This is a genomic window from Vibrio sp. 2132-1, from assembly GCF_033344315.1.
The window spans coordinates 355610-381378 of record NZ_JAWPON010000002.1; the positions used below are offsets into that span (position 1 = coordinate 355610).

Genomic DNA, 25769 nt, shown 5'->3' on the forward strand with positions numbered 1-25769 from the left:
ATGTCAGATCCCAAATTCATCCACCTGCGTGTTCATAGTGACTTCTCGATGGTGGATGGCCTCAACAAAGTTCCGCCAATCGTAAAGAAAGTTGCTGAGCTCGGTATGCCCGCAATGGCGTTGACCGACTTTACCAACCTATGTGGTTTGGTGAAGTTTTACGGTACGGCGCATGGCAGTGGTGTTAAACCGATCATTGGTGCTGACTTTAAAATGCAGTCGGACGAGTTTGGTGAAGAGCTGACACAAGTGACTTTGCTTGCGGCGGATAATGTAGGTTATAAGAACCTGACGTTATTGATATCAAAAGCGTACTTACGTGGACATGTTCAACACCACCCAGTGATTGACAAAGCCTGGTTGGCTGAAATGTCTGAAGGCCTGATTGTATTATCCGGCGGTAAAAGCGGAGAAATTGGTCGCGGCCTTTTGAAAGGCAACCGTCAAATAGTGCAAGGGTGTGTTGATTTCTATAAACAGCATTTTCCAGATCGCTTTTATCTTGAGCTACTTCGTACCGGTCGTCCAGATGAAGAAACTTATCTTCACTTTGCGGTTGAATTGGCAGAGCAGCAAGACTTGCCAGTAGTGGCGACCAATGAAGTTGTATTCCTGAGTCCAGACCTATTTGATGCTCATGAAATACGCGTAGCGATTCACGATGGTTACACATTAGAAGATCCGCGTAGGCCAAAAAACTACAGTCCGCAGCAATATCTTCGTACAGAAGAAGAAATGTGCGAGCTGTTTGCTGATATTCCTGAAGCGTTAGAAAACAGTGTCGAGATAGCGAAGCGTTGTAACGTGACTGTGCGCTTAGGGGAGTACTTCCTACCTGCTTTCCCAACCGAAGGGATGAAAGAGACTGAGTTCCTAGTCATGAAATCCCGAGAGGGGTTGGAAGAGCGTTTAGAGTTCCTATTTCCAGATGAGGAAGAGAGAAAACGTCGCCGCCCTGAATATGATGAACGTCTTCAGATAGAGCTAGATGTTATCAACCAAATGGGATTTCCTGGTTACTTCTTGATCGTAATGGAGTTCATCCAGTGGTCAAAAGATAATGGAATTCCTGTCGGTCCTGGACGTGGTTCCGGTGCTGGTTCTTTGGTGGCTTACGCACTAAAAATCACCGATCTGGATCCACTAGAATACGACTTGCTGTTCGAACGTTTCTTGAACCCAGAACGTGTTTCGATGCCCGATTTCGACGTCGATTTCTGTATGGATAAACGTGACCAGGTTATTGACCACGTTGCGGAAATGTACGGTCGTGACGCGGTGTCTCAGATCATCACGTTTGGTACCATGGCGGCAAAAGCGGTAATCCGTGACGTTGGCCGCGTATTGGGCCACCCATTTGGTTTTGTTGATCGTATTTCAAAGCTGATCCCGCCCGATCCAGGTATGACGCTAGATAAAGCGTTTAAAGCTGAACCTGCACTACCTGAATTGTATGAGGCCGATGAGGAAGTTAAAGAACTCATCGACATGTGTCATATTTTGGAAGGCTGTACGCGAAACGCCGGTAAACACGCTGGTGGTGTTGTAATATCACCTACAACAATTACCGATTTTGCGCCAATTTATGCAGACGCTGAAGGTCACTTTCCGGTTACTCAATTTGATAAAAACGATGTTGAGACCGCTGGCCTAGTTAAGTTTGACTTCTTGGGTTTACGTACCTTAACCATTATTGACTGGGCGTTAGGACTGATTAACCCACGCCTAGAGCGAGAAGGGAAAGAACCGGTTCAAATTGAATCCATACCGTTAGAAGACCCTGCCTCTTTCCGTTTGTTGCAAAACTCTGAAACGACAGCAGTATTCCAGCTTGAATCTCGAGGCATGAAAGAGCTGATCAAACGACTTCAGCCAGACTGTTTCGAAGACATTATCGCATTGGTAGCACTCTTCCGTCCGGGTCCTTTGCAATCGGGCATGGTAGATAACTTTATCGACCGTAAACATGGCCGAGAGGCGATCTCTTATCCAGATGAAAAGTGGCAACACGAGTCTCTAAAAGAGACGCTTGATCCAACCTACGGCATCATCCTGTACCAAGAGCAGGTAATGCAGATTGCGCAGATCTTAGCGGGTTACACGCTAGGTGGTGCGGACATGCTCCGTCGTGCAATGGGTAAGAAAAAGCCAGAAGAGATGGCAAAACAACGTGCTATCTTTGAAGAAGGTGCGATAAAGAACGGTATCGATGGCGAGTTGGCGATGAAAATCTTCGACTTGGTAGAGAAGTTCGCCGGTTATGGTTTTAACAAATCGCACTCTGCTGCTTATGCATTGGTTTCTTATCAAACTCTTTGGCTGAAAACACATTATCCTGCCGAATTTATGGCTGCGGTAATGACAGCCGATATGGATAACACGGAAAAAGTCGTTGGCTTGGTCGATGAGTGTTTCCGTATGAAGCTCACCGTGCTGCCACCAGACATCAACTCTGGCCTATATCGCTTTAATGTTGATGAAAATGGCGCAATTGTTTACGGTATTGGTGCGATAAAAGGGGTAGGTGAAGGTCCTATCGATGCGATTCTTGAGGCGAGAAATAAAGGTGGTCACTTTAAAGACCTGTTTGATTTCTGTGCTCGAGTTGATCTAAAACGCGTCAATAAACGAGTGATAGAGAAGCTGATTTACGCGGGTGCGTTGGATCGACTAGGCCCACACCGCGCGGCGATGATGGCGTCACTCAATGATGCGGTAAAAGCCGCAAGTCAACATCACCAAGCTGAGGCGTTTGGTCAAACGGATATGTTTGGTGTGCTAACGGATGCGCCTGAAGAAGTAGAGCACAAGTATACGCAAGTTCCGCCTTGGCCAGAAAAAGTGTGGTTAGAGGGCGAGCGTGATACCCTAGGTCTATATTTGACAGGGCACCCAATTAACGCCTACGTAAAGGAACTAAACAAATACACCAGTTGTCGACTAAAAGACGCAACGCCCACTCGCCGCGATCAATCTGTCACGGTAGCCGGCCTGGTTATTGCCGCTCGTGTAATGACGACCAAGCGTGGTACACGAATTGGTATTATGACACTGGATGACCGAAGTGGCCGCATGGAAGTGATGTTGTTCTCAGATGCACTGGATCGATACGCTGAACTTCTCGAAAAAGACAGAATTTTGGTCGTTTCTGGACAGGTCAGCTTTGATGACTTCAACGGTGGCCTTAAAATGTCGGCGCGTGAAGTTATGGATCTCGGCAGTGCGCGCGAGAAATACGCTCGTGGTTTGTCGGTATCGATAGATGCAAATCAGATCAACGATCAGTTTTTTGAGCAGTTCAGCCGTATTTTAGAACCGCACAAAGCCGGAACCGTACCCGTCAATGTATACTACCAGCGTGCCGACGCCAGAGCGCGGTTAACATTGGGCACCGAGTGGCGAGTTACGCCAAGTGATACATTACTCGACGATTTAAAACAGTTGCTTGGCAAAAGCCAGGTAGAACTCGAATTTAACTAAAAATTCAGCGCAATATGTTAGACGCTGAGTAAACAAGGATTCATAGATGAGCCTAAACTTTCTTGAATTTGAAAAGCCAATTGCAGAACTAGAAGCGAAAATTGAAGCATTACGTGATGTCTCTCGTCACGGTGGTGATTCTGCGATTGACCTGGATAAAGAAATCGAACAGCTTGAGAAGAAAAGCTTAGAGCTGAAGAAAAAAACCTTCAGTGACCTAGGTGCATGGGAAACAGCTCAACTGGCTCGTCACCCACTACGTCCTTACACGCTGGATTACATCCAACACGCTTTTGAGGAGTTTGATGAATTAGCGGGTGACCGCGCGTTTGCAGACGACAAAGCGATTGTGGGTGGCATGGCTCGCCTTGAAGGCCGCCCTGTGATGATCATTGGTCACCAAAAAGGTCGTGAGACCAAAGAAAAGGTGAAACGTAACTTTGGTATGCCGAAACCAGAAGGTTACCGTAAAGCGCTACGTTTGATGGAAATGGCAGAGCGTTTCAACATGCCGATTATCACATTTATCGACACGGCTGGCGCGTATCCAGGTGTGGGCGCAGAAGAGCGTGGTCAATCTGAAGCTATCGCGAAAAACCTAAAAGTGATGTCTGGTCTTAAAGTGCCAGTAATCTGTAACGTTGTTGGTGAAGGCGGTTCTGGTGGTGCACTAGCAATCGGTGTAGGCGACTACGTGAACATGCTTCAGTACTCTACGTACTCAGTAATTTCTCCTGAAGGTTGTGCTTCAATCTTATGGCGTGATTCAGACAAAGCGCCACAAGCGGCAGAGGCAATGGGTCTAACTGCTCCGCGTCTTAAAGAGCTTGAACTGATCGACGAAATCATTGAAGAGCCACTAGGCGGCGCTCATCGCGATCATGTTCAAATGGCAGCGAATATGAAAGCGACACTACTTCGTCAGCTAGAAGATCTAGAACAACTGGATGAAGAGACGCTACGTGAGCGTCGTTACCAGCGTCTAATGAGCTACGGTTACTGTTAATTTCGGTGATTGCTATTAAGCGTTAGCTGATATCTCAAGTGATAACAGTTAAAATAGAAAGGGTTGGATGAGAGTCCAGCCCTTTTTTTGTACCTATCGGATCGCTTATGGAATCGCTTTACCCGCATTTTGCTCAAGTTCTCGGCCGCTACTATCAATTAGGCACTAAGGTTGTCTTGGCGTTTAGCGGAGGAGTGGATTCACGTCTTTTACTCGAATTACTCAGTCGCTACCAACAAGCGCACTCTGTAGAGTGTCACGCTGTGTATGTGCACCATGGTTTAAGCTCGAATGCCGATAATTGGGCCGATAAATGCTTACTTTGGGCACAACAAGTGGGGATATCGTGCTCGATCGAGCGAGTGAGCTTAGACATCAGCAATGGTGAAAGTATTGAACTTCTTGCTCGTGAAGCTCGCTACCAAGCCTTAACTAAGTACATTCAAGAAGGCGATATACTGTTGACTGGTCAACATGCCGACGATCAAATAGAGACTTTTCTCCTTGCGCTTAAGCGCGGTAGCGGGCCAAAAGGGTTATCTTCGATGGCGGAGAGTATGCCGTTTTCTTGCGGATCTCTAGTTCGACCATTGCTTACTATCAAGCGGAAGACCATCGAAGACGCGGCTACTAAATTAGGTTTGGAGTGGGTGGAAGACGAAAGCAACCAAGATACTCGTTATGATCGTAACTTTCTTCGTCATTGTGTTATCCCTGAATTGTCTGGTCGCTGGCCGAGTATCCATCAAGCGGTTCAGCGCAGTGCAAGCTTATGTGCTCAACAAGAGGTGCTATTGGATGAACTATTGAGCGCGGTGTTTGAACGCGCTTTACAAACGGATCTAAGTTTGAGTATTGAAGAACTGGCTAAGCACAGTGGATTAGCGCGTGCGCGCTTGATTCGTATGTGGCTGGCTAAGCTTAATACTAGTATGCCGACTCAGGTACAACTCAATCTTATCTGGAATGAAGTCGCATTAGCTCAGCAAGATGCCAACCCCAAACTACAACTTAAACAAGGTGAAGTGCGCCGTTTTCGAAATCGTCTCTATTGGGTAACGGAAATCGCTGACGTCACTGAGTGGCAAAGTACGATTCAAGTCGATACCGTTTTATCGCTGCCAGAGCGGCTAGGGGAGCTGACCTTAACGACGAGTTCTAGCAACGCAACGATTGCGCTTCCGAGTCAGCCAGAATTGCTTCGCGTGACCTTTAATCCGGAAGGCTTATCAGCGCATCCAACCACGCGTAATCACAGTCGAAAACTGAAGAAGTTGTTCCAAGAATACAATGTGCCAAGCTGGCTGCGTCGTCAAATTCCGATTTTGATGTATCAAGACCGAGTCGTTGCTGTGGCAGATCTGTTCGTTGATCAGGCATTTAATGGTCAAGATTGTGAACTTATTTGGCGCAGGTAATGAAAATTCATGCCACAATGTCGATTATAAAATATAAAAATCCTTAAATAATAATTGATTAGGTGAAGCAATGAAGAAAACAATCATGGGTGCAATGGTGGCGTTAACCATGTTCAGTGGGCAAGCTCTAGCTGCGGGAGATGTCGCAGCAGGTCAAGCAAAGTCGGGAGTATGCGCGGCGTGTCATGGCGCTGATGGTATTGCTGTCATTCCGGGTTACCCAAATCTGAAAGGGCAAAATGAGCAATATATTATCAGTTCAATTAAAGCTTATAAAAATAAAGAGCGAACAGGTGGGCTTGCTGCTGTGATGCAAGCTCAAGCTTCATTGTTGTCTGATGAAGACATCGCTAACCTAGCGGCTTACTACGCAAGTTTGAAGTAAACGCGAGTCTGAAGTAAAGCTTGGACGATTGGGCATTGAGCAGTCCTCATTGGGTTTTATCAACTTATGATATTCGCCATGTTAATTTGCTCAGCCTGGATTTTCGCTGGTGGATCAGAGACAAACATTGAATGTTGCGAAACGCTAAACGATAATAAGCGCAATCGATTGAAGCTTAAGGGATGAACATGAAAAAAATTGAAGCGATTATCAAGCCATTTAAATTGGATGATGTTCGAGAAGCGCTAGCTGAAGTTGGCATTACAGGGATGACCGTCTCTGAAGTGAAAGGTTTTGGTCGCCAAAAGGGTCACACAGAGCTTTACCGTGGTGCAGAGTATATGGTGGACTTTCTACCTAAAGTGAAGCTCGAAATCGTTGTAACCGAAGATGTGGCTGATAAATGCGTAGAGACAATCATTGAAACCGCGCAAACTGGTAAGATTGGTGATGGTAAAATATTCGTCACTGATATTGAGCGTGTGGTTCGTATTCGTACTGGTGAAGAAGACGAAGACGCGATCTAAGGTTTCTTGTCACCTGTTTCGTATTTATTATGCTAAAAGGGAGCCAAGTGGCTCCTTTTTTGTTGTTTGCTTATTAGTGAAATCATTTAACCCGAGATTGGTTGTTCTAGATTTCGGGTGCCTACATTCAGGTTTGTCGTATGTTTAAGCGTTTTTTTCTGGCGTTAGCTTTTCTTATTATGGCGGTATTGGTCGGCTTCCAGGTTATTTTCACCGTACCAGATCAGCCGCAAATCATTACTCAAACAGGCTCAGAGTTGACGCAGGATATTAGGTGCATCGAATTTAGCGATTCAAAAGCTCTCGATCATGACGGCAAAATCAATGTGCTTGTCTGGAATATCTACAAACAGAACCGGGCTAATTGGCAACGTGCACTCGATGAGTTTTCTGCTGATAAGCAGTTACTGTTATTGCAAGAAGCCAGCATGACACCATCATTTAAACAGTGGTTGGTGGATGGTCGCTGGGTTAGTAATCAAGTGAGTGCTTTTAAGGCGCTGGGTAGCGGTGCCGGTGTAATTAGTATTGCTCAAGGGCAACCAGAAAAAGCCTGCGCTTACACCTCTAAAGAGCCGTGGCTTCGCTTACCTAAGTCTGCATTATATAGCCAGTATCACTTGAGTAATGGCGAGAAACTCGCAGTGGTGAATGTACATGCGATTAACTTCACCGTGGGTACAAAAGAGTATGTATCTCAGTTAACGGCGCTTGAAATGCTTTTAAAGCATCATGTGGGGCCAATTCTATTTGCTGGAGACTTCAATAGCTGGAGTGAATCTCGCGTTAATGCGATGAGGCAGGCCTTAAAGGCTGCGGACTTACAAGAGGTGACGTTCTTGCCGGATCATCGAGTCCAATTTATAACAGGGTTACCACTGGACCATGTGTTTTACCGAGGTCTGACGCTTAAGTACGCAAAAGCGCCGCAGAGCGACGCTTCCGATCATAACCCATTGTTATTGTCATTTACGTTAAATAACTAGCTTAGGTTACCACAATATAAAGTGCCCAAATAACGTAGAAGAATACCCATGGCAGGCTTGCTATCACCAAAGCTTGGCCACGTTCAAACTCCGTCCACGTCAGTACAACGCCGTAGCCGAGCACAATGTACCAAGGCAGAAGCAAAGGTAACGAGCTAGCGAAATGAGACCATTCGTTAGTAAGAGGCAGCTTTAATAGACCATTGAGGCTATTTAAATCGGCAGCGTAAGTCATTACCTGACCATGCTTGAGTAGCAAGCTCGCGTAGCTTGCTACATCGCCCAATACTGCTGGGAATAAGATAGCACACGATGCGGCAAACCATTTCCAGTAACCGTATTGTTGTTTGCTTGCCTTTGTTGCAAGAAAGAACCAAAGCGCGAGCAATAGTAAGGTGGCAAAGCGGTTGAATACATCATTGATGATCGCGCTTGCCATTAGCGTGTTTGGTTCTAATAGCTCAATCTGCTTCGGGTCGATTTGCTGAAATTGCGCAGCAAGTTGGTCACTGAGCCACGTGAAATCGACATTCGAAAAGTAAGCACCCCAGAATAAAAACGGACTAAGCATCAGGAAGATGAACGGTTGCCATCCCCATCCACCGCGTTGATAAAGCGCAAGAAAACAAGATGTTGGAGAACGAAAAATGTCCAACAGCATCACAAGTGGATTGCTTGATGGGTTCATACACTTACCTTCGTTACGTCAACGTACAACTTAAGCTTTTGACCTGGTTGTAAGTATTTTTTCTTGTGTAGCGAGTTCCATTTCACGATGTCGTTCGTTTTTACTTTGAACTTGCTTGCAATGCCGCTAATGGTGTCGCCAGAGCGAACGTTGTAGAAAACGGTACGGATCACAGAACCTTTGTCTGAGTCTTTCCAAATCACTAGCTTTTGACCCACACGCAATGGATCTTTAGGGCCCATACCATTCCATTTAGCTAACGATTTATACGACACTTTATTGTTACGTGCGATTGACCACAAACTTTCTCCAGACTGAACGACATGGGTGAGCTTGAGTTGACCACGAGCACGAGATTGAGTCTTGTTTAATCGGTTTTGTGCCGTTAATGCATATTTTGCATCGTCTTTTGTTGATGTCGGAATCAATAGGTATTGACCAATACGAATGTTGTTATTCGATAGGCCGTTGGCACGTCGAATGACTTTCGTGGTTGTGCCGTATTTATTAGCTAGCACGCTTAAAGAGTCACCAGATTTCACCTTGTAGCGAGCGACCTTCATCCCTTTACCGCGATTTTTCTCCACCTTGGTGAGAAAAGTCTCTTTTTTCTCTACGGGAATCAAAAGTTGGTGCGGCCCCTCAGGCGCTGTCGACCACTGGTTGTATGCTGGGTTGTAACTCTGCAACTCTTTTACGCTAATGCCGGCATAATCTGCGGCAATAGCCAGATCTAACTGCTCTTCTGGATCAACAAGCGTTAGAACAGGCTTGTTTGGAATTGCAGGAATATTAAGTCCGTACTTGTCTTGGTTTGCGATAACGTCAGCCAAGGCCAATAGCTTAGGAACGTAACTGCTGGTCTCTTTTGGTAAGTCTAATGAGAAGAAATCGATAGGTTTACCGAGCTTTTTATTCTTACGAATTGCGCTAGAAACTCGGCCTCCACCGCTGTTATAAGCGGCGATTGCATGTTCCCAGTTACCATCAAAACGCTCGTTTAGTTGTACTAGGTAGTCCAGCGCTGCATCCGTTGCTGCTGCCACATCTCTGCGACCGTCATACCAGTAGTTTTGCTCTAATCCCATCATTTTTCCGGTGCCTGGGACAAATTGCCACAACCCAGCCGCGCTACCATGTGAGTAGGCAAAGGCATCGAATGAACTTTCCACTACAGGAAGTAATGCAAGCTCCATTGGGAGTCCGCGCTCTTCGATACGTTTTGTGATCATGTATAGAAAAGGAGTCGCACGCTTAGATACCGTGTAAAGGTGATTTGGGTGCTTTAAATACCACGTACGGTAGTAGTCCACTTTCTTGTGGTTTGGGATATCCATGTCCAGCTGCATGGCGATACGTTGCCACACATCTTCTTGTTCTTGGGGGGAGAGAACTTTAGGCGCGTCGTTAGCGGATTTTTTTGCTAGTGACGATTTATTGCCCGGTTGAGCTTTTACTGCATTTTGCTTTGCAGTCTGCTCAGATTTATTGGTTTCTGGTGTAGAAGACGTTGAATCTGACTGAGTCAATTGACAGCCAGATAATAACAACGCCAACGCCCAAGTATACTTCAAACGCATGGATTCAGCCTATTTAGGGCCTGTTTATCTTCACCTGCCTGTCGCGCAACGTAATGTGCGTGGCAGTCGCAAGATAATAGACATCTTTTAAACACTAACTAATTTATAGAGGCAAAGAGCTTCTAATTATGCAATGGGGAGAAATTCAAATAGATTTATATCAACCCCAAACGTAAGAGAAGCGCCAGTGGCGCTTCTCGAAAAATCAGTCCCTGATAATACTGGGGTCTTGCAAACTTACAAGCAGAAAATGGTTAAAATTCGTTCTTCCACTCGCGTAAAGCAGTAAAAACCGAGCATGGATCGCTATTTTTAATGCGACTAGCAACAGATTGAACCACGTCAGGGTTAGAGGTTCGCAAGAACGGATTAATCCACTTTTCTTTGCGTATTGTTGTTGGAAGTGTCGGAATGTTGAGTGCTCGCAGTCGGTTTACATCGTCGCGATATTGGCGAAGTTGCTCATTGTCAGGTTCAACCGCTAGAGCAAACGCCACGTTACTCGCGGTGTATTCATGCGCGCAGAAGACTTGAGTTTCTTCTGGTAGAGACGTTAGTTTGCTCAGTGATTCAAACATTTGCTCAGGCGTACCTTCAAAAATACGACCGCAGCCAGCAGAAAAGAGCACATCACCGCAAAACAGTTTTCCGTCCCCAACGTAACCGATATGGCCCAAAGTATGGCCGGGTAACCCAAGTACTAAGAAAATCTCACCAAACAACTCCAGCTTGTCGCCTTCTTCCATTGGTGTCGTTAGGGTTGGAATTGGCTCTGATTTTGGGCCCACAACGGCGACGTCAGGAAATGCACGCACTAAGTCTGGAACGCCACCAATGTGATCGTTGTGGTGGTGCGTAATTAAAATCGCTTCTAAAGTTAATTCGTTAGCCTGCAGAAATTCTAATACTGGCTTCGCATCGCCCGGATCAACGACTGCGCAGCGCTTATCGCTATTTTGTATCAGCCAGATGTAATTATCATTAAATGCGGGTATGCTTTTGATCTCTAACACGATTCGTTCTCCGTCACCCATTTTAGTCAGGTGGTTAATGAAACCAGCACTCAGCAACAAAACTATACCACACCCGTCGACTTGGTCAGCAATGAACAACGGTCCGTGGGTGCTTGAGTCAATCCAGACCCGACTTGATGAATGGTGTCCGAAACTCTTCGGCTACCATATGCTCAAACTGGGCGGGTTGAGCTGTGAGCTAACCAGCTGTAATTGTAACATTCAACACCAAGTCAACGTAGATATCCAGAACCCGTTGCATAATGTGATTGCAGATGGTTACGAATTACCCTTTTTGGAAAAAAGCTTTGATGTTGTGATACTCGCTCATCAGCTCGACTATGCAAGCGATCCACACCGTTTGTTGCGTGAAGTCGATAGAGTGATGATGGATGATGGCTATGTAATTATTACTGGATTCAACCCATTAAGCTTGACTGGATTAGCGAGTTTACTTCCATGGCGTAAACATAATTTGCCTTGGAGTGGACGAATGTTTACGTCGAACCGCATCAAAGATTGGTTAGGGTTACTTAATTATCAAGTGATTCATTGTGATCGTTATGCGCTGTTTCCGATGAAACGTTACCGTACGATGTGGACATGGTTGGAAAATAGTCTTGGTGATTGGGCATCACCCGCTGGGAGTTTGTATTACATAGTCGCGCGGAAACGGACATACCCTCTCAAGCCTATCAAACCGCATTGGCGCTTGAAGAAAAAGCTCACACCACTTGGGGTGATGAATCGAGAGGGTAACACTATGAGGAAAGAATCTCGCTAAGAGGGTTGGTAACCTGTATCTTCCTCAGTTGGGTTTTCTGCAGCAGTCCGGGCTAGCTCATCACACATTTCGTTCTCACGATGGCCTGCGTGGCCTTTTACCCAATGCCATTCAACTTGATGGCGTGCGGTTTCTTTGTCTAGAGCTTGCCATAAATCGGCATTCTTCACGGGTTTTTTATCCGCTGTTTTCCAACCACGCTTCTTCCAGTTATGGATCCACTGAGTAATACCTTGGCGCACATATTGGCTGTCAGTCGTTAAAGTGACTTTACAAGGTTGTTTTAACGTCTGTAGCGCGACGACAGCCGCCAACATTTCCATGCGGTTGTTGGTAGTTAACGTATAGCCTTTGGAAAGTGTCTTTTCTACGTCTTTGTAACGCAATACTATGCCGTAACCACCTGGTCCTGGGTTACCTAAACAAGAACCGTCAGTGAAAATCTCAACGTGTTTGGTCATATTTTTTGGTACTATTAGCCGAAACATTTAATAAAGCATAGTCTGACATACATAACCTTATGAATACCAGCAGCAATTCTGAATATAACCGCATTGTCGTTCTCGATACCGAAACCACAGGTATGAACCGCGAGGGTGGTCCTCACTACATGGGACACCGCATTATTGAAATCGGTGCCGTGGAGATCATCAACCGTAAGCTGACTGGTCGTCACTTCCACGTTTATTTAAAACCCGATCGTGAAATCCAACCAGAAGCGGTTGAAGTTCACGGTATTACGGATGAATTCTTGGTTGATAAACCGGAATACGCGAGCGTGCACCAAGAGTTTCTTGAGTTTATTAAAGGCGCAGAACTTGTTGCCCACAACGCGCCCTTCGATACCGGATTTATGGATTACGAGTTTGGCATGCTCGATCCTAACATCGGCAAAACGGACGACTACTGCAAGGTGACCGACACCCTTGCAATGGCGAAGAAAATCTTCCCTGGTAAGCGAAACAACCTTGATATCTTATGTGAACGTTACGGTATTGATAACTCGCACCGTACACTCCACGGAGCTTTGCTCGATGCGGAGATTCTAGCCGACGTTTACCTCTTTATGACGGGTGGTCAAACGAGTCTAGAATTTAACGCGAATAAACAAGAGGGTGGGGTAGAAACCATTCGTCGTATTGAAGGAAGAAAAGCGCTAAAGGTTTTGCGCGCAAGTGCCGATGAACTAGAAGCTCACCAAAAAAGATTAGAGTTGGTGAACGACTGTATTTGGCATCAATAGGAGAAGCTATGTTGAGGGCTTTGTTGGTCGCGTTTTTAGCGATATGGAGTAGTCTCTCGAGTGCTGCGAGTGAATCTACAATGTCTTTGTTAGACAATCGCTTTCGAGTTGATCCAACCATCGAGCAGATCACGTTTTTGGTTTATCGTGAGCAAAGTTCTCAGCCAGTTGTTTTAGTCCGTCCTGACGGTAAAAAATACTATGCTTGGGGCTCTTACGACAATGTACGTTGGTATCAAGAAGCCTCACTCGATATTATTTCCGTTGATAACCCTATGCCAGGTCCATGGCAGGCTGTGGGGAAAGTTACGCCTAAAAATAACATCCGCTTAATTTCTCACCTAAAGCTCAGTACGGATCTGTTCCCAAACCGATTATATAATGGGGAAGCGCTTAAGTTTACAGCTCGCCTGACCTCCGACGGCAAACCTCTTGTACTGCGCGACTTCCTTGATCGCGTGAATCTGCGCGTGACATTTACCAAGTTTGTCGAAAATGAAGATGAGCTGATCAAAGAAGCACGTCCAGTGCCGATGGTTGTGGGTGAGTTTTCTGATGACGGCCGCGGCTTGGATGAAAAAGCAGGGGATGGAGTGTTCACGGTTCAGCTCCCAATAGACGTTGAGCCTGGTAAGTACCGCGCGCGCATCACGTCTGGCAATGGCGTATTCTTACGAGCGCAAGAACAAGTCATCTTGGTTTATCCGAACCCAATCTCTCGTACTTTTATTCAGGCTCGTAATCCCGATAAGCCACATCAATTAGTGGTGAGTGGTGAGCAAGGTATGATTGCACCAGGCTCTATTGCAGTCACAGTGAAAAAGGATGCTCCCGATGGTTTCATTAGTTACAGCCAAGGACAGGTCTCTAAAGATGGAATGAGAGTTACGTTGAACCTCAATAACGATGCTGAGCTTGGTAAGTACGCATGGCGCGGCGAGATCTTTACCACTGATTTTGCAACCCAGCGTCCGTTGGTGTTTCCTATTCCAGAGCAAACTTTCAGTGTTGTTGATGAAGTTGATCTAGAAGCTGCTCGAATTGCAAAAGAAGCTGAATTAGCCGAGCAGCGCCGTATTGAAATGGAAAAGCAAATTATCGCTGAGCGGGAGGCTGAGCGTAAGCGCAGCATGATTATTATCGCGGTAGGTAACTTGATAATGCTGCTGATTGTGATCATTGCATGGATAGTCTGGCGCAAAATTAAAGCGAAGCGCGATGCCATGCCAGAGATGCAATTAGAAGTACCAAAGAAATAGTAGTAACACATAAAGCGAGAAACGGAGCCAATCGGCTCCGTTTTTTTATCAAGTTACCAAGTTGGAAGAAGAAAAATGGATAAATTATGAATATTTAAGTTTACTGTACTCAAATATATGTTTGGGATTTTATATAAATAATATATCATTTTTACTTTCTAAATTGGTTGCATTTTTAATGTGACTAACTTTCAAAACAATCAATTAAAGATAAAAGAAATAATGAATAAAATTTTAGCTTTTTTTTGTGCAGTGATAATTGTAGGTTGTTCTTCTATTGATAATGGTGTTAATAATCCAGATTCGGGAAGTAATAATTTAAAATCACTTGATACCTTCACTTTCGATCCCTTAAGTAAAATCCAAAAAGTAGAAATACCAACTTATTATGATGGCTTGTTTGATACAGCAAGACCCTATTTAGATGAAAAGTACCCTTACACCTATGTCAGTAAACCTCAAGCATACATAATTGATGACGAGATTATTTCTTTTGCTCCTTGGTTTCCTGTCGAAGGAAGGTTTACGGTTTTTCCAACCGCTCACTATATAGTTATAACTCAAGAAACCGAGAGTGGCTTAGTCTCCGCACGATTTAATCATGAACAAGTAATTAAGCTGTTAAGTGAAGAGTATAAAATTACTGAGCATACAAGTCCGTTTTTTCATTATGTTCTAGAGGTTTCTCCAAGTGAACAAGCCAATTTTGTAGAAGATATCCATAAAAAATTGAGTAGACTTCCTTCAGAATAAGGATTGTTGGTTAAATTTTGGTCAATAAAGTCAGGGGTTCTGGCTTTATTGATTGCATGGAGTTCTATTTATATTGATTTGGGCTTTGTAATAGGTAGTACGCCATAATAACAAGAGCCGATCTTGTAGGGTTTCTGGATAAATATTCAGCTGTGCGTGATAAATAAGAATAAGTAAACGCGAGGTCTCTGATGAAATACAAAAAGCGTCAGAAGTATAAATACACTCTCCATTCTGAAGAAAAGATTGAGACGCACATTTCAGTGAGTCAGGCGTATGACAGCCCTTTTCTTAGTTTGTCCAAACAAGGCGTGTTAACGATTAAAAAGGGCTATGCATGGGATGGAGCGAGTGGGCCAGCGTTAGACACAAAAAACATTATGAAAGCTTCTTTAGTGCATGATGCTCTTTACCAACTCATGAGGGAAGAGGTGTTGCCTCAAAGTGCTCGAAAGCATGCGGATGCGTTGTTGAGAGAAACGTGTTTAGAAAAAGGAATGTCTAGCTTCAGAGCAGCTTATATCTATTATGGCGTCAGAGTTGTCGGCGGCTTCTTTTCTAGACCCGATACTTTGTGTGCTTAATGGGAACATCTTTCCAACGTTTAACTGTTTATTTATACAGTTTAGTTATGTAAGCTCCAAGGTGATACAAAGGAGTAGTACATAATGACAATAAGATATGAAGAGCATGTGCCAAGCCCGAAAGAATACTGTGATATGCGTATCAAAGCCGGGCTATCACCCAAATCGTTGAAAGCTGCTGAAATTGGCCTACCCAATTCGTTATATGGCGTATCTGTTCGGGATGAAGGAAAGCTCATTGCAATGGGTCGGGTTGTTGGTGACGGGGCGTGTAACTTCGAAATTGTCGACGTTGCCGTTGATTCTGATTATCAAGGTAACGGTTTAGGTAGAAAAGTCATGGAATACATCGACGGTTATCTTTCTTCTGTTGCACTTGAAGGCTCTTACGTTTCTATGATTGCTGATGAACCGGTCTTTTACGAAAAGCTTGGTTATAGGCTGGTGGCTCCTAAAAGCCAAGGGATGACAAAAAAGTTTAAGCCAAAGGCGTAACACGTATTCAGCTGTGAAGATAAGCACTAGAAAACAGGAGTTTAATTTCCTGTTTTCTATATTAAATTTGTATTTAAGCCACTTCTGGAATTGGTTTGGGTAGCTGCTCTAAATCAGGCTCTTTTTGAACAGTAGGAATTTGTCCCTCACCCACAGCACTGATGTAACAGCCACTAAGTTTAATGGCAAGGTACATATCAGCTCGCAGTAAGATGCCTCCTTCACTGGTGCTGATACCAGTAAGCTCACACCATTGACGAAGACGTCGTTTCCTTCCTGCGAGGATTAAGCGTACACCTCTCTTTTTCAAAGTATTGTGAATATCTGCCAGTGTTGCCATCACACTGAGATCCAAGTGAGTAAAGCTCGATACGGCGTCGATGACAACGCAACTTGCGTCTTTGTGATGCTCTGCCTGCTCTAACACTCTACGTTTAAAGTAAGGAGCATTGAAGTAAGTTAGCGGTGAGTTAAAGCGGTAAATCACCATTCCAGGAATAGGCGAAGCTTTTCCTGAGTCGTCGATGGTCCGAATGGTACCTTTTTCATCCAAGCCAAGTAGCTGATCACTCGGCCGCATGACAATACGTAAAAATTGAAACAGCCCTAGCAATACCGCCAAAGTGATCCCCGGTATTACACCCACGATCAACACAGAAATAAAAGTAATGATGGCCAGATAAAATGCATCTTTGTCACGAGATTTTAATTTCCAAATTGCTTTAAGATCGAGCAGCGATAGGGACGCAATGATCAATACAACACCAAGTGAAGCGATAGGGATGAACTGCAAAGGCTCGTAAATAAATACCGCAATAATGGCGATGGTGATTGCGGCGACAATCGAAACTAATTGAGATTTACCGCCATTTGCATCATTGACGGCTGTGCGTGAGTCAGCGCCGCTTATCGCGAAACCTTGTGAAAACGCTGAGGCAATGTTGGCAAAACCCAACGCCTGAAACTCTTTATTTGCATCAATATCATAACCGTTTTTAGCCGCGAAACTGCGGGCGGTGAGCATCATGCTAACAAAACTGACAATCGCAAGGTTGAGCGCTGGGACTACTAGTTCACGAACTTCACCTAGCTCAAATTCTGGTGTTTGAAACTGAGGGAAGCCACCTTGAGTGAGTCCGACAACCGATACGCCCATCTCTTGTAAATGGAAAAACCAAACTGACGCAGTAGTTACGAGGATCGCCAGCATGGCAGCAGGCCAAGTTGGTCGGTAGCGTTTGGTGAGCAAATAAACGACAACCGTCACGATACTCAGAGTTACAGTAGGCCAATGAAGATCGGTTAATCGTTGTGGAGCTTCCCATAAACGTTCCAGTAAATAACGTTGCTCGTATTTCAAACCGACTACTTTCGCAAACTGACCAACGATAATTGTGAGAGCAACACCGTTGAGTAGACCCAAAAGAATCGGACGAGAAAGGAAATCTGCAAACACTCCTAGCTTGAAACGACTTGCCAGTACACACCAAATCCCCGTCATCGCTGTCATGGTCATAACCAACTGCCAATGTTTTGTGGGGTCACCTGCGGCAAGTGGTGTCACAACAGCAGCGATCACTGCACAGGTTGCTGCATCGGGTCCGACAATGAGTTGTCGAGATGTGCCCATCATGGCGTAAACCAACATTGGCAGTACACACGAATACAGACCGACAATTGCGGATACACCAGTTAACTGTGCATAAGCTATGGCAACTGGCAGTGCAACCGCGACAACAGAAAAGGCGGCTCTAAAGTCGTTAACAAACCATTCTTTTTGATAATGCTTAAGCTGAACAAGCCCTGGGAACCACTGTGCGAGTAATATTTTAGCCAACGGATTTACCATATATGTGAGTGAGTTACTTAAAGTATACACCGCTTAGTTGGAACGTCTGTGAGTTAGTTATCACTGGAAATCGGGGGAAAGATTGGAGTGCGTGGCTTTTATTGCGATTGCGCAGGGGCTTCGTGGTGTGAGGTGTTATGAATGCGATTCTGGAAGCAATAAAAACGGGAGCTGATACTCCCGTTTGTGGTCTCAGATACTAGAGTTACGCGACACTATCCATCTGAGGGTATAGCGGCTTTGCGGCAAGCAGTTCCGGCTCAAAATCGTCAACGTTGATTGTATCTAGACGATGCTGTTCCGCTTCTCTGAGTAGATCGGCTTCTTCTTGCGTGATAAAGCCTTGCTCTAGCCCTTCCTGAGCAATCATATCCAAACGTAAGAATGGGCGACGCTTACCCTGCGCTTTACATACTTTGTCAAACACAGGCTCAGCTTGAAGAATGACTGATAGTGCAAGTTCAATCTTACCTGCTGCGTTGTGCTCGGTTGGTTCAAGGTATTGACCGCGACCAATGCGTGAGCGCGTTGCACTTGGCGTTTGTAGAATGCGCGCCACTTTACTGTCTAGTTTATCGCTTGGTGCTTTGCGTACGCGACCAAATGGCATGATTAATACGCGTAGCGCACGGCCAATTACTTTGTTCGGGAAGTTTGCTAAGAATTCATCTACTGCCACTTCCGCTTGTTTCAAACTGTCTTGTAGACCCCAGTGTACTAATGGTAAATCTTCGACTGGACGGCCATCTTGCTCAAAACGTTTCAACGTCGCAGAGCTCAAATATAGCTGGCTTAGAATGTCACCAAGACGTGCTGATAGACGCTCTTTACGCTTCAAAGAGCCACCTAGCACTGCCATTGAGATATCCGATAGCAGAGCAAGGTTTGCACTGTAACGGTTCAATTGTTGGTAGTAACGCTTGGTTGCATCTTTGGTTGGTGATGAAGAGCCCAGACCGTCGCTCAAACCAAACCAGATACTGCGCACTAGGTTACTCATTGTAAAGCTCACGTGACCAGCAAGCGCTTTATCAAATTTCTCGACAGCATTACTTGCTTCAGAATACGCCGCGTTCATTTCTTCAAGAACGTACGGATGGCAACGGATTGCGCCTTGGCCAAAGATGATCATTGAGCGTGTTAGAATGTTAGCACCCTCAACCGTTACCGCGATTGGCGCACCTTGGTAACCACGAGCTAGGAAGTTAGAAGGTCCCATACAGATACCTTTACCGCCTACGATGTCCATTGCATCGATGATGCTTTGCTGGCCGCGGTGCGTACAGTGATACTTCACGATAGCTGAGATTACTGAAGGCTTTTCACCTAAGTCGATACCCGCAACGGTTAAGTTGCTTGCTGCATCCATCACGTAAGCATTACCACCCAAGCGTGCTAATGGTTCTTCAACCCCTTCCATATGGCCGATAGGCTGTTTGAACTGACGGCGAATACGTGAGTAAGCACCGGTTGCCATTGCCGCAGTTTTGATGCCACCTGTTGAGTTTGAAGGTAGCGTGATACCACGTCCAACCGACAGACACTCAACCAGCATACGCCAACCTTGGCCCGCCATTTTTTCGCCACCGATAATGAAATCGATAGGAACAAAGATGTCTTTACCGCGCGTTGGACCATTTTGGAATGGCACATTGAGTGGGAAGTGTCGGTTACCAATCTCAACACCTTTGACATCAGTTGGGATAAGCGCACAAGTGATGCCAAGATCTTCTTTGTCGCCTAGCAAACCTTCAGGGTCGCGAAGTTTAAATGCTAAGCCTAGTACCGTTGCGACTGGCGCTAGGGTGATGTAGCGCTTGTTCCAAGTCAGGCGCATACCCAGTACTTCTTTTCCTTCCCATTCGCCTTTACAGACCACACCGTAATCTGGAATAGATCCAGCGTCAGAACCCGCTTCTGGACTTGTTAGGGCGAAACAAGGGATTTCCTTACCTTCAGCTAGACGCGGTAAGTAATGATTTTTTTGATCTTCAGTACCGTAGTGTTGCAGTAGCTCACCTGGGCCCAAAGAGTTAGGAACACCAACGGTAGACGATAGAACGCCAGAAACACCCGTTAGTTTTTGTAGTACTAGTGATTGCGCGTATGCTGAGAACTCAAGACCACCGTACTTTTTCTTAATGATCATGGCGAAGAACTTATGATCTTTCAGGTATTGCCAAACTTCTGGCGGTAAGTCCGCGAGTTCATGGGTCACTTGGAAATCACTCACCATGGCGCACACTTCATTCACAGGGCCGTCTAAAAAGGCTTGTTCTTCCGCACTTAACTTAGGTGCTTGAATTGCGTGTAGCTTTTGCCACTCTGGTTTGCCTTTAAATAGTTCGGCTTCCCACCAGACGGTACCTGCGTCTAACGCTTCTTTTTCGGTTTGAGACATAGCTGGCAGCACTTTCTTGAAAAGCACTAACGCTTTGCGGCTAATTAAAGACTGACGTACGCCAGGAACCGCGAGCACAGCTGCGGCGAGAACGTAAATCGCCCAACCAATAACGCCGACAGTACCAGCTACTGTAAGAGCCAGCATGGCTGCGGTGAGTAAGCTAATAGATTTCACGAGAGACATGCGGTGGTAGAGCGTAATGCCTAGCACGATCGCCATCGTGATGATTGAGAGCAAGATGTCCATATATATTTTCCTTTTCAGACTTTATAAGTTTTGTACGTCTGCATGTTAGGTAAGAGGTCTAACCAGTTGGTTTAAGTGTAATCAAAATATTAAGGAAATGTAAAACATAAGATTGGATAAAAAGTGATCTAAGTAGAGTTAAAATTCTAAAGTTGAGATTTGAGTGATGGTTTCATGAGCAAGTTGACAAGTTTATTACCATCACTAATCTAAATCTGTTGGTTCACTATCGACACTAATTCTCGTTTGTGGGTAAACTCAGAGTAATCAAACCCGAGTTCCGGTTTATGAAATGTCCGATACCAAATTGGTATCAGAACAATTTGCTCAGTGAGTCAAGAGCTGACTGAAGCCGAAATAATAAAGAGAACGTCTTATGTACCATGATCTGATTAGAAGTGAATTAAACGAAGCTGCTGAAGTGCTCAACAAATTTTTAAGCGATGACCATAACATTGCGCAAATCGAAGCAGCGGCGAAAATGATTGCTGACTCATTCAAGCAAGATGGTAAAGTATTGTCGTGTGGTAACGGTGGTTCTCACTGTGATTCAATGCACTTTGCCGAAGAGCTAACAGGCCGTTACCGAGAAAATCGTCCTGGCTATGCTGGTATTGCTATTTCAGATCCAAGCCACCTTTCTTGTGTGAGTAATGACTTTGGTTATGACTTCGTGTTTTCACGTTATGTAGAAGCGGTTGGTCGAAAAGGTGACGTACTGTTTGGTCTGTCGACTTCAGGTAACTCAGGTAACATCCTGAAAGCGATTGAAGCAGCACAAGCGAAAGGCATGAAGACGATTGCGCTAACAGGTAAAGATGGCGGCAAAATGGCAGGCCTTGCAGATATTGAAATCCGCGTGCCACACTTTGGTTATGCAGACCGCATTCAGGAAATTCATATTAAGATTATTCATATCATCATTCAGTTGATCGAAAAAGAGATGGAATAATCGTTTACGGCCACCGTTTCGAGCTGTGTTGTTAGGGAGTTTTTTAAACCATGTGTGAATTGCTCGGTATGAGCGCTAATGTTCCAACGGATATTTGTTTCAGTTTTACTGGGCTCATGCAGCGTGGAGGTCGAACCGGCCCACATCGTGACGGATGGGGGATCACCTTCTACGAAGGGAAGGGCTTTCGAACCTTCAAAGATCCCAAGCCAAGTTGTGAGTCTAAAATTGCAGAGTTGGTACAAAATTATCCCATCAAAAGTCGTGCGGTCGTTAGTCATATCCGACAGGCGAATCGTGGTGGTGTTAATTTAGAAAATACTCATCCCTTTACACGTGAGCTGTGGGGTAGGTATTGGACGTTTGCGCATAACGGTCAGCTCTCTGGCTATCAAGACTTGCATACAGGTCGACATCGACCTGTCGGTGAAACAGATAGTGAACTGGCATTTTGCTGGTTATTGAAGCAAATGGAAGATCGATATCCTGAGCCACCAAAGGATATGGAGTCGGTATTCTTATATGTTGCTAAATGTTGTGATGAGCTAAGAGAGAAGGGTGTATTTAACATGCTTCTGAGTGATGGTGAGTATGTAATGACGTATTGCACCAATCATTTGTATTGGATCACAAGACGCGCACCGTTTGGAAAAGCCGCGTTGCTTGATGAAGATGTGGAAATTAACTTCCAAGAAGAAACAACGCCACACGATATCGTTTCTGTGATCGCAACTCAACCTTTGACGGGCAACGAAGCTTGGCAGCGTATGAAACCTGGCGAATACGGCTTGTTTCACCTAGGTGAACTAGTCAAAAATAATGCCTCTGAACTGGTAAATGTGCCGTTTGCGGCGGCTAAGCCGGGCAATCAAGCGCCAACCGAACCGTTAGAGTGATGGTCTCTTACTCTGAATATAAAAATAAAGCTCGCTTAATCGCGAGCTTTATTTTTATGCGTTTTAAACCGAGGGCGGATACGGATGAGCATTCTTACTTTCTAGAGTGCTGGTAGTAGAGTCCTAGTCTCGCTAAGGCTTGCTGTAAAGACGTAACTGATAGAAATTTCTCATAAAACACCTCGTCAGTCTGAACGGTGAAGAACGAACCAGATTCAGAATCTACTTTCCGAGTGTTATGTTACTCAAGTGGTTATGGGATTTTTTAGAATGTTGGGTTTTAGGTTTCTAGTCTCACCATGGTTTTCTTGAATCAAGTTTATAAGTATTAAAACAACCAAGAGCAGCCCTCAGGCTGCTCTTTTGTGCTTGGAGTTTATTATTCAGGGCTACTCATCTGAGGCGTACCCATGTACGCCAAGCTCTGCGCCATCTAAATAGGCTTTACCATCCTTCATGATCAACCGCTCGTCTACCAGCCACTTAGCCACCATAGGGTAGATTCGGTGCTCCTGCGCCTGAACACGTGCCGCAAGTACACTAGCATCATCGTCTTCGAACACAGGAACTTTTGCTTGCAGTATGACAGGGCCACCATCAAGCTCTTCCGTTACAAAGTGCACACTCGTACCATGTTCTTTATCGCCAGCATCAATTGCTCTCTGGTGTGTGTGTAGCCCAGGATATTTTGGTAGAAGAGAAGGGTGGATATTGATCATCTTACCCATGTAATGAGAAACAAATGCGCTGCTCAGAATGCGCATGTAACCAGCAAGAATAATCACGTCTGGTTGGTATTCATCTATTTGACTCATTAGCTCTGCATCAAAGCTTTCACGCGAGCTGAATGCTTTAGGGTCGACAAAGTGACCGTCTACATCAAACTTTTTTGCACGTTCTAAACCAAAAGCATCTGCTTTGTTAGAGAACACGGCTGCCACTCGTGCGTTTGGCATGCTGTCTTCGCAAGCTTCCAAGATAGCTTGCAGGTTACTTCCGTTACCCGAGATGAGGACCACAATGTTTTTTAGGGTATGGTTTTTCATGATGTCGAGAGCGCCTTGGTATTGTAGGTTGGAGTTATGTAGCTTCTAAACTACCTACTAATAGAATGGTTTTTAGTGTTCTAGATAGCAAAATGAGGACCTAGTCATCTAGTGTCCTCATTCTTCTTATCTTTTGAGCTCGATTTGCAAATTATTGGATTTCAACTTGCTCTTCGTTCGCGTCTGCTTGTGCGATTTGACCAATCACCCACGCGTTTTCGCCTTCTTCTTTAAGAAGAGCAACTGCTGCATCTGCCTGGTCTTTCGGTAGTGCAACGATTAGACCTACACCACAGTTGAATGTGCGGTACATTTCGTGTGTGTCGACGTTGCCTTTCTCTTGTAGCCACTTGAAGATAACTGGCCATTCCCAACTGTTACCATCGATAACTGCTTTCGTGCCTTCAGGCAGTACGCGTGGGATGTTTTCCCAGAAACCACCACCAGTGATATGAGAAATCGCATGGATGTCGTGTTTCTCAATCATCTTGAGTGCTGACTTGATGTAAATTTTTGTTGGTTCTAGTAGGTGCTCACCAATAGTGCGGCCTGCTAGCTCTTCGCTCTTATCTGCACCAGATACTTCTAGGATCTTACGGATAAGGGAGTAACCGTTTGAGTGTGGGCCGCTTGAGCCAACAGCGATAAGTGCATCACCAGCAGCGACTTTCGTGCCGTCAATCACGTCTTCTTTTTCTACTACGCCAACACAGAAACCAGCTACGTCGTAGTCTTCGCCTTCATACATGCCAGGCATCTCCGCAGTTTCGCCACCAATTAGGGCACAACCTGCTTGAACACACCCTTCTGCGATACCTGAAACAACATCCGCTGCGGTATCAACGTCTAGTTTGCCTGTTGCATAGTAATCTAGGAAAAACAGTGGCTCTGCGCCTTGCACGATAAGATCATTTACACACATTGCCACTAGGTCGATGCCAATCGTGTCGTGCTTATTCATATCCAGTGCTAGGCGAAGTTTTGTGCCAACGCCATCAGTACCAGAAACCAGTACAGGTTGTTTGTATTTAGTTGGCAATTCGCATAGCGCGCCAAAACCACCGATACCACCCATAACTTCAGGGCGACGAGTACGTTTTACCGCACCCTTAATACGATCCACAAGCGCGTTGCCTGCATCAATATCTACACCAGCGTCTTTATAGCTAAGAGAAGAGTTGTTACCACTCACAGGGAAGTCCTCGGTATTAAGTTGGATATGAAAACGGCGCTATTCTAACAGTGCTTAAACATAGATAGCAAACGTTTGCGTCTGTTTTTTTCTTTAGTGATTTATCCTGATATCCCTGTGAAAATCATGTATAATCTGAAGGTTTATTTAAATATTGCCAACTATAGCCGGAGATGGACATGAAAGTTGTTGAAGTAAAGCACCCTCTAGTAAAACATAAAATTGGTCTAATGAGAGAAGGTGACATCAGCACAAAACGTTTTCGTGAGTTAGCGACTGAGGTCGGTAGCCTACTTACTTACGAAGCAACGTCAGACTTTGAAACAGAAAAAGTGACCATTGATGGTTGGAACGGTCCGGTAGAAGTAGACCAGATTAAAGGTAAAAAAGTAACCGTAGTGCCAATCCTACGTGCAGGTCTAGGCATGATGGATGGAGTTCTTGAGCACATGCCAAGCGCACGTATCAGTGTTGTGGGTATTTACCGTGATGAAGAAACGCTTGAGCCAGTTCCTTACTTCAACAAGCTTGCTTCAAACATCGAGGAGCGTATTGCGCTTGTTGTTGACCCAATGCTTGCAACAGGTGGTTCTATGATTGCTACTATCGATCTCCTAAAAGAGAAAGGTTGTAACCAAATCAAAGTGCTGGTACTTGTTGCTGCACCAGAAGGTATTGAAGCGCTAGAAAAAGCACACCCAGATGTTGAGCTATACACTGCGGCAATCGATGAGAAGCTTAATGACAAAGGCTACATCGTTCCGGGTCTAGGCGATGCAGGTGATAAGATCTTCGGTACTAAGTAATTCTTTGATGTATTACTATGACTGAACAGAAAAAGGCTTGGTGAAAACCAAGCCTTTTTTGTATCTACTGTGCCGTCCTAAATAAGGTTGACACTTTCCACCCCCAAAATTGGAGAGTGTTATGAAATCAACAACTAAAAGAACTCAGCGCGATTACTCCCTCGCTTTTAAACTCAC

Annotated in this window: 23 protein-coding genes; 15 read left to right on the forward strand and 8 right to left on the reverse strand. The window is 45.0% G+C overall.

The genetic code is table 11. The features are described 5' to 3' along the window. From dnaE to R8N47_RS03335, 6 genes are all read left to right on the forward strand, one after another. Entirely contained in the window at window positions 1-3480 is a 3480-nt protein-coding gene (gene dnaE, locus R8N47_RS03310) for a DNA polymerase III subunit alpha (protein WP_005385364.1), read from the forward strand. Window positions 3481-3526: 46 nt separating this feature from the next. Next, window positions 3527-4486 carry an acetyl-CoA carboxylase carboxyl transferase subunit alpha gene (gene accA / locus R8N47_RS03315; RefSeq protein ID WP_005380365.1) on the forward strand — a complete coding sequence of 320 codons (960 nt, stop codon included), beginning with the start codon at window positions 3527-3529 and terminating at the stop codon, window positions 4484-4486. 107 nt (window positions 4487-4593) lie between these two features. Then, window positions 4594-5904 (forward strand): tRNA lysidine(34) synthetase TilS, encoded by a 1311-nt coding sequence (gene tilS, locus R8N47_RS03320; protein ID WP_064354238.1) that lies wholly within the window; start codon window positions 4594-4596, stop codon window positions 5902-5904. 70 nt (window positions 5905-5974) lie between these two features. Further along, complete coding sequence (locus R8N47_RS03325) at window positions 5975-6289, forward strand: c-type cytochrome (protein WP_033905507.1); 315 nt, start codon at window positions 5975-5977, stop codon at window positions 6287-6289. Between the two features lie 188 nt (window positions 6290-6477). Beyond that, window positions 6478-6816 carry a nitrogen regulatory protein P-II gene (gene glnB / locus R8N47_RS03330; protein ID WP_005380372.1) on the forward strand — a complete coding sequence of 113 codons (339 nt, stop codon included), beginning with the start codon at window positions 6478-6480 and terminating at the stop codon, window positions 6814-6816. A gap of 140 nt (window positions 6817-6956) precedes the next feature. After that, window positions 6957-7802: an endonuclease/exonuclease/phosphatase family protein gene (locus tag R8N47_RS03335; RefSeq protein WP_064354237.1), complete on the forward strand. Its 846-nt coding sequence runs from the start codon at window positions 6957-6959 to the stop codon at window positions 7800-7802. 1 nt (window position 7803) lies between these two features. Here the strand turns inward: R8N47_RS03335 and R8N47_RS03340 are convergent, their stop codons facing one another. From R8N47_RS03340 to gloB, 3 genes are all read right to left on the reverse strand, one after another. Beyond that, window positions 7804-8490: a YIP1 family protein gene (locus tag R8N47_RS03340; protein WP_005380375.1), complete on the reverse strand. Its 687-nt coding sequence runs from the start codon at window positions 8488-8490 to the stop codon at window positions 7804-7806. Continuing rightward, window positions 8487-10070: a LysM peptidoglycan-binding domain-containing protein gene (locus R8N47_RS03345; protein WP_017820746.1), complete on the reverse strand. Its 1584-nt coding sequence runs from the start codon at window positions 10068-10070 to the stop codon at window positions 8487-8489. The genes R8N47_RS03340 and R8N47_RS03345 overlap by 4 nt, the downstream gene beginning before the upstream one ends. A 254-nt stretch (window positions 10071-10324) precedes the next feature. Beyond that, complete coding sequence (gloB, locus tag R8N47_RS03350; RefSeq protein WP_017636045.1) at window positions 10325-11083, reverse strand: hydroxyacylglutathione hydrolase; 759 nt, start codon at window positions 11081-11083, stop codon at window positions 10325-10327. A gap of 37 nt (window positions 11084-11120) precedes the next feature. Between gloB and R8N47_RS03355 the strand changes: the two genes are divergently transcribed. Beyond that, a complete protein-coding gene (locus R8N47_RS03355) occupies window positions 11121-11867 on the forward strand; it encodes a class I SAM-dependent methyltransferase (protein WP_017636046.1) in 747 nt (248 codons plus the stop codon). Here R8N47_RS03355 and rnhA read toward each other — a convergent pair. Then, window positions 11864-12328, reverse strand: coding sequence for a ribonuclease HI (rnhA, locus tag R8N47_RS03360; RefSeq protein ID WP_005380384.1), 465 nt, complete (start codon window positions 12326-12328; stop codon window positions 11864-11866). The two genes, R8N47_RS03355 and rnhA, sit on opposite strands and share 4 nt — an antisense overlap. Before the next feature lie 59 nt (window positions 12329-12387). Between rnhA and dnaQ the strand changes: the two genes are divergently transcribed. The 5 genes from dnaQ (at window position 12388) to R8N47_RS03385 (ending at window position 16201) form a co-directional block, all read left to right on the forward strand. After that, the gene (gene dnaQ / locus R8N47_RS03365) at window positions 12388-13110 is read left to right on the forward strand and encodes a DNA polymerase III subunit epsilon (RefSeq protein WP_005380385.1); all 723 of its coding nucleotides are present in this window, start codon (window positions 12388-12390) and stop codon (window positions 13108-13110) included. A gap of 8 nt (window positions 13111-13118) precedes the next feature. Beyond that, the gene (locus R8N47_RS03370) at window positions 13119-14369 is read left to right on the forward strand and encodes a TIGR03503 family protein (protein ID WP_064354236.1); all 1251 of its coding nucleotides are present in this window, start codon (window positions 13119-13121) and stop codon (window positions 14367-14369) included. A gap of 180 nt (window positions 14370-14549) precedes the next feature. Further along, window positions 14550-15122 (forward strand): hypothetical protein, encoded by a 573-nt coding sequence (locus tag R8N47_RS03375; protein WP_137282305.1) that lies wholly within the window; start codon window positions 14550-14552, stop codon window positions 15120-15122. A 191-nt stretch (window positions 15123-15313) separates the two neighbouring features. Continuing rightward, entirely contained in the window at window positions 15314-15706 is a 393-nt protein-coding gene (locus tag R8N47_RS03380; RefSeq protein ID WP_042521425.1) for a DUF1353 domain-containing protein, read from the forward strand. Between the two features lie 84 nt (window positions 15707-15790). Further along, window positions 15791-16201, forward strand: a complete 411-nt coding sequence (locus R8N47_RS03385) for a GNAT family N-acetyltransferase (protein WP_005391824.1) — start codon at window positions 15791-15793, stop codon at window positions 16199-16201. 73 nt (window positions 16202-16274) lie between these two features. Here R8N47_RS03385 and R8N47_RS03390 read toward each other — a convergent pair whose 3' ends face one another. Both R8N47_RS03390 and fadE read right to left on the reverse strand, forming a co-directional pair. Beyond that, a complete protein-coding gene (locus R8N47_RS03390; protein ID WP_042521426.1) occupies window positions 16275-18050 on the reverse strand; it encodes a SulP family inorganic anion transporter in 1776 nt (591 codons plus the stop codon). Window positions 18051-18255: 205 nt separating this feature from the next. After that, window positions 18256-20700 (reverse strand): acyl-CoA dehydrogenase FadE, encoded by a 2445-nt coding sequence (gene fadE, locus R8N47_RS03395; protein ID WP_005385392.1) that lies wholly within the window; start codon window positions 20698-20700, stop codon window positions 18256-18258. Between the two features lie 376 nt (window positions 20701-21076). On the opposite strand from fadE, the gene lpcA reads away from it, so the two are divergent. Further along, on the forward strand, window positions 21077-21652 hold the full coding sequence (gene lpcA / locus R8N47_RS03400) for a D-sedoheptulose 7-phosphate isomerase (RefSeq protein ID WP_005380392.1): 576 nt from the start codon (window positions 21077-21079) through the stop codon (window positions 21650-21652). A gap of 50 nt (window positions 21653-21702) precedes the next feature. Next, window positions 21703-22548, forward strand: coding sequence for a class II glutamine amidotransferase (locus tag R8N47_RS03405; protein WP_005380394.1), 846 nt, complete (start codon window positions 21703-21705; stop codon window positions 22546-22548). 389 nt (window positions 22549-22937) lie between these two features. On the opposite strand, the gene purN is transcribed toward R8N47_RS03405, so the two are convergent. Both purN and purM read right to left on the reverse strand, forming a co-directional pair. Then, complete coding sequence (gene purN, locus R8N47_RS03410) at window positions 22938-23594, reverse strand: phosphoribosylglycinamide formyltransferase (RefSeq protein ID WP_005394347.1); 657 nt, start codon at window positions 23592-23594, stop codon at window positions 22938-22940. A gap of 151 nt (window positions 23595-23745) precedes the next feature. Continuing rightward, window positions 23746-24786: a phosphoribosylformylglycinamidine cyclo-ligase gene (gene purM, locus R8N47_RS03415; RefSeq protein ID WP_005389861.1), complete on the reverse strand. Its 1041-nt coding sequence runs from the start codon at window positions 24784-24786 to the stop codon at window positions 23746-23748. 179 nt (window positions 24787-24965) lie between these two features. On the opposite strand from purM, the gene upp reads away from it, so the two are divergent. Then, entirely contained in the window at window positions 24966-25592 is a 627-nt protein-coding gene (upp, locus tag R8N47_RS03420) for a uracil phosphoribosyltransferase (RefSeq protein WP_005380401.1), read from the forward strand. Window positions 25593-25769 lie beyond the last annotated feature (177 nt).